We start from the raw sequence: 5,032 nt of genomic DNA on the forward strand, positions 1-5,032 counted from the left end.
CCGAGAGTTCAGCCTTTAATGACAGTAATCTGCTGTCTGGCTGGTTTAGTTATGTACGGGCTGGATACCGTGATTCACCAAACAACGAATCGCACGATTGTGACAAGTGCTTTCACCTTCTTGCAACGCTGCACGAATGATGAAGCCCAGCCACAGCCTGAGTGAGATTTCCTCTCTACGAGAGGCTGAACCACTACCTAATGCCACACCAGTAGTTCTTGGCTATATGTATACAAGGTATTCTAAGCTGATATGCAGCTAAATTGTATAACACGAAAACGTAAAATTATTGTAGTGTGGGCATCTTGCCCGCATCGCATATACAAATTAAATACGCAACAGCTTATGATCGTTGAAAAATCTCTTTGTTAGCAAAATGTCCAAGCGTAGTTACGCCATTCTAGGAACTGGTGCATTAGGTGGCTTTTATGGTGCAAAACTGCAAAAAGCTGGCTTAGATGTCCACTTTCTGCTGAAGAGTGATTATGAATATGTCAGTAAATCTGGTTTAGTTATTGAGTCAAAAGATGGTGATTTCACATTGACTCAAGTCAACGCCTACAATGATATAGAAAAAATGCCACAATGCGATGTGGTGGTGGTAGCACTAAAGACGACACAAAACCATTTATTGCCGCAGATGTTACCGCCACTTGTCAAGGATGATGGGGTAGTGTTGGTATTGCAAAATGGACTGGCGGTGGAAGAAGAAGTTGCCAAAATAGTTGGCAATGTCAGCATTATTGGTGGGTTGTGTTTTCTTTGTTCCAATAAAGTCCGAGCAGGACATATCCGCCACCTCGACTATGGAAAAATTATCTTAGGGGGATATACTTTTGGCTATGATCCTACTGGGATTACAGATAAGATGCGGCAAATTGCCGATGATTTTACTAATGCTGGTATCTCAATTGAATTAGTTGAAGACTTATTACTAGGGCGATGGAAAAAATTGGTGTGGAATATTCCCTATAATGGACTGTCTGTAATTCTCAACGCTAGAACAGATGAATTAATGTCCTATGTCCACACGCGCAAATTAGTTGAACAGTTGATGTATGAAGTTGTAGCAGGGTCGAAAAGTTGCGGACGCATCATTCCTGATAGCTTCATTCAAACAATGCTGGATTACACCTTGAAGATGAAGCCTTATCGTACCAGTATGAAAATTGACTACGACGAAAGGCGCCCTATGGAAGTAGAAGCAATTTTCGGGAACCCATTAAGGAAAGCGCAAGCAGCAGATGTAGATTTACCGCAGATTAGCTGTATATACCAGCAGCTAAAGTTTTTGGATGAAAAAATAAGAGTGGAAGATCGGGAAAATCCTTAATTCCTTCTGCCACTCTGCACTTTGTCATGCTCCGTTGTACTATGCCTTTGCTAACCTGAGTGTGTTTGTATTTTTGTCGTTGAAACTAGAAATGGAGAGAGCCAAAGGTGAACCGATGAGTTGAGCAACTCGAAAGGCAGACTCGATCGCTCCTTCATGCAAGCCATCTCCAAGATAAGCTCCCGCATAGTAAGTATTATTCTCTCCATTGGTTGCAACTACTTCATCTCGATATCTAAAAGACTCAGTAGTGTACAACGGAGTGTGATGTTCTTGAATGTGAATAATGCGATCGCTATATGCAGGAAACAGCGTTGATAATCGCTGGATTAGTTCTTCCGGTTCCGAAGGAATATCTAATGCATATCCCGGCATTCGCATGTGGTCAAAGCCATCCGGGTGGTACCGCTCAAAAGTCACTTCCCGATCCAAGCCCAGTTTCTTGAGTACCCGATTGACCGTTTGTCCTTCACCGCAATCCCAAACATAATGGAATTGGGCATTAAATGTATATTTTTTAGCCATCGTAAACGTGTGACCAAAGCCACCTGGATGCTCATGGGCTTCAAGGATTTGCACGGTCTTGCCATTTGCCATCAAAGCGCCAAAGACTAATGCTGATAAACCACTACCGACAATGAGATAATCCGGTTTCATAGTATGATCCCTCGATCGACGAGATATTCACAATTCGTTCGCTCTTTATGCTAATAGCCGTATTTCAAACAGGATGCGATTAAATGATGGCGATCGCATCGTAGTTAATTGTTTAATACCACTTTAGAAGACGTTGATGCTTAAGTTCTCTTTCATCAGGAATAAACACCAATTCATCAATAGGTGAACTTATAATAAAAAACATTGTGATGCCGCGATCTTCGGCATAAATTTCTCTTGATGCCGCCCGGAATGAGAGTAAATTCAGTAGAGACAAACGTATCGGTAATTTGGGGTTGCAGAGTTCCTGGAGCAACTAATTCTTCACAAGTGCAGCACAAGTTAACTGGGGTTGTATATTTGCGAAATATTGTGCATTAACATTTCTAGTATCCTAGTGTAATTCTGTAAAAACAGAACTTGCCACAGACATTGCGTTCACCTTGATAGGTTTGTCCTTGCGATCGCATTGTGGGACAATGGGCTGCTAGATACCGAGTAAAAAAATGCAGTCCCAATCTCTTCGGAAAAATCGTACTAAGAAAAAACAAGAGAAGCAATGAAGTTATATTACATCCCCACAACAAGAGCGGTACGCCCAAGGTGGCTTTTAGAAGAAATGGGAATTGCTTATGACTTAGTTCGAGTCAATATGAACATGACCAAACAACCAGAATATAAAGAACTACATCCACACAGGAAAGTACCAGTTTTGGTAGATGGATCAGTCACAATTTTTGAGTCTGCTGCAATTTGTGCTTATCTTGCAGACAAATATATCGATCTGAGATTTGCTCCACTGCCAGATAGCCCTGAGCGTGCTTATTATCATCAGTGGCTATTTTATGCCGCAGTTACCCTAGAACCACCTGTTGAGCATTATATGTTTAATGTTTTGCCAAATCTACCAGAAAAACTGCTGCCGGGCTTTGTGAGGTTGGAAACTTCAAAACAAGAATCCCAACAATGGTTTGACAGAGTTGCTGAACCTCTTAGAGAAGTATTGGTTGGCAGAAATTATTTAGTAGCTAATAGGCTAACGGCTGCTGATATTATCACCGGGGGAGTTTTGCTCTGGGCTAAAAAGTTAGGAATGCTCTTAGATAACGATCCCCTTAGTGAATATATCAATGGCTTGATGCAGCGGCCTGCTTTTATACGTGCTGACGAAGATTTTTATACCAAAATAGCTACAGTGTAGAACTGCTCTGGCTTGCTTTAGAGAGCAAAAGAGAATTATCGGAGGTTGGTTAGGAAATTGATAGTTAGTGTTGTTATTTCTAAATTACAATTTCTAGCAGGGGTCAAAGGATTTAGTAATTTTGTCTATCTTTGCTCAACGTTCAGTATTCATCCGCCATTTTCTAAAACTTGCCTCTGTAAATGTTCTTTCAAATCTAATGGTTCCGTTGGCAGGACTAATAGATGTAATGTTTTTAGGACATTTAACGGAGATTCGTCATTTAGCAGGTGTGGCACTAGCAACAATTTTATTCAACTATATTTATTGGACATTCGGTTTCTTACGCATGGGTACAACTGGAATGGTTGCACAGGCTATAGGGCGTAAAGATAACCAATCGGCAGTACTGATTGGTTTACAGCATGGAATTTTAGCACTGATATTAGGACTCGCTATCCTGATATTTCAACAACCTTTACAAATATTAGGGTTTGCGATTCTAAGTGCTACACCAGAAGTTAAAAGTTCTGGAATCGATTTCTATAATGCCTTAGTATGGGGTGCCCCAGCAACATTAATTAACTTTGTCTTGATTGGTTGGTTTCTTGGACAAGCACAAAGTAGTAAAGTCTTGTTGCTTTCAGCTATTAGTAATTGTGCAAATGTGCTACTTGATTATCTATTTATTGTTCAGTGGGGATGGGCAAGTAGAGGAGCTGGGTTAGCGACAGCCACTAGTCAGTATCTGATGCTAATGGTAGGGATTTTGCTATATTGTCAAACAATTTCATTTAAACAAATACAAGCTTTAATCGGGGAATTATTTGACCTGTCTGCTTTAAAATCAGCTTTAATTCTAAATGGGGAAATTATTATTCGGACTTTCGCTTTAATTTCGACAATGGCGATGTTTAGCAACCTCAGTTCTATGTTAGGAACTGAAATTCTGGCGGCAAATACCCTCCTGATGCAAGTGGTAAGCTTGGCAGCATATTTCATAGATGGCCTGGCATTCGCTACTGAGAGCTTGGCTGGAATTTTTCAAGGTAGTGGAAATATTACTTATTTAAAACAACTTTTACAAACTTCTGTAGTCAGTAGCTTAATTATCGGATTAATGTTTGCTACTGCATTTATTTTTGCCCCAGAATCATTGTTAAGATTGCTGACTAATCATACTGAAATTATCAATAATTTACGCTCTTATATTCCTTGGTTATTACCAGTTTTAGGTTTTGGTTCAGTCGCTTATGCGCTAGATGGTTATTTTCTAGGGTTGACTCAAGGTCATATACTTCGGCAAGCTATGCTTACAGCCACTGTAATCGGTTTTATTCCATCAGCAATTACAGCTTGGTATTTTCATAATAGTCATTTACTATGGCTATCAATGTCTTTATTTATGGCAGCAAGAACAATAACTCTGGCATTGTGCGTACCAAAATCATTGTCAAGCGTCGGCGTTAATTAATTACTTACCGTTCTTGATTAGACAACAAAATCATCTCACTGGATAAGTACACCTATTGATGACTAGATTCTCTTCCTGATGAAAGAGAATCTAGGCAGCAACGTTTTCTAAAGTGGGTTTAAAGAATTAATTAGGCTGCGATCGCTCGATTGCATCCTGTTTGAAGTAGGAATTTTAGCATTGGTTTTGACAATGAAGGTTTCGCAAAAAGGAGATGATTTATGGAATATCGGCAGTTAGGTAAACACGGCTCCTGATGAAAGAGAATCTAGGCAGCAACGTTTTCTAAAGTAGGTTTAAAGAATTAATTAGGCTGCGATCGCTCGATTGCATCCTGTTTGAAGTAGGAATTTTAGCATTGGTTTTGACAATGAAGGTTTCGCAAAAA

Annotated in this window: 4 protein-coding genes and 2 pseudogenes; 3 read left to right on the forward strand and 3 right to left on the reverse strand. The window is 39.9% G+C overall.

Annotated elements, in window-relative coordinates; genetic code table 11:
- Window positions 1–376 precede the first annotated feature (376 nt).
- A complete protein-coding gene (locus V7K25_RS01085) occupies window positions 377–1,333 on the forward strand; it encodes a putative 2-dehydropantoate 2-reductase (protein ID WP_335154315.1) in 957 nt (318 codons plus the stop codon).
- A 39-nt stretch (window positions 1,334–1,372) separates the two neighbouring features.
- Here the strand turns inward: V7K25_RS01085 and V7K25_RS01090 are convergent.
- The 3 genes and pseudogenes from V7K25_RS01090 to V7K25_RS01100 all read right to left on the reverse strand — a co-directional run.
- Window positions 1,373–1,627: pseudogene (locus tag V7K25_RS01090) on the reverse strand (FAD-dependent oxidoreductase); the annotation flags it as partial.
- Window positions 1,619–1,990, reverse strand: a pseudogene (locus tag V7K25_RS01095) (NAD(P)-binding protein); the annotation flags it as partial. The pseudogenes V7K25_RS01090 and V7K25_RS01095, both read right to left, overlap by 9 nt.
- Window positions 1,991–2,102: 112 nt before the next feature.
- On the reverse strand, window positions 2,103–2,306 hold the full coding sequence (locus tag V7K25_RS01100; RefSeq protein WP_335154317.1) for a hypothetical protein: 204 nt from the start codon (window positions 2,304–2,306) through the stop codon (window positions 2,103–2,105).
- Window positions 2,307–2,549: 243 nt separating this feature from the next.
- Between V7K25_RS01100 and V7K25_RS01105 the strand changes: the two genes are divergently transcribed.
- Window positions 2,550–3,191: a glutathione S-transferase family protein gene (locus V7K25_RS01105; protein ID WP_335154319.1), complete on the forward strand. Its 642-nt coding sequence runs from the start codon at window positions 2,550–2,552 to the stop codon at window positions 3,189–3,191.
- A gap of 121 nt (window positions 3,192–3,312) precedes the next feature.
- Window positions 3,313–4,644 carry a guanitoxin biosynthesis MATE family efflux transporter GntT gene (gene gntT / locus V7K25_RS01110; RefSeq protein ID WP_335154320.1) on the forward strand — a complete coding sequence of 444 codons (1,332 nt, stop codon included), beginning with the start codon at window positions 3,313–3,315 and terminating at the stop codon, window positions 4,642–4,644.
- The last annotated feature ends 388 nt before the right edge of the window (window positions 4,645–5,032 follow it).

Origin of the sequence: Nostoc sp., assembly GCF_036919495.1 — a bacterium.
In the GTDB taxonomy this organism is placed as follows: domain Bacteria; phylum Cyanobacteriota; class Cyanobacteriia; order Cyanobacteriales; family Nostocaceae; genus Nostoc.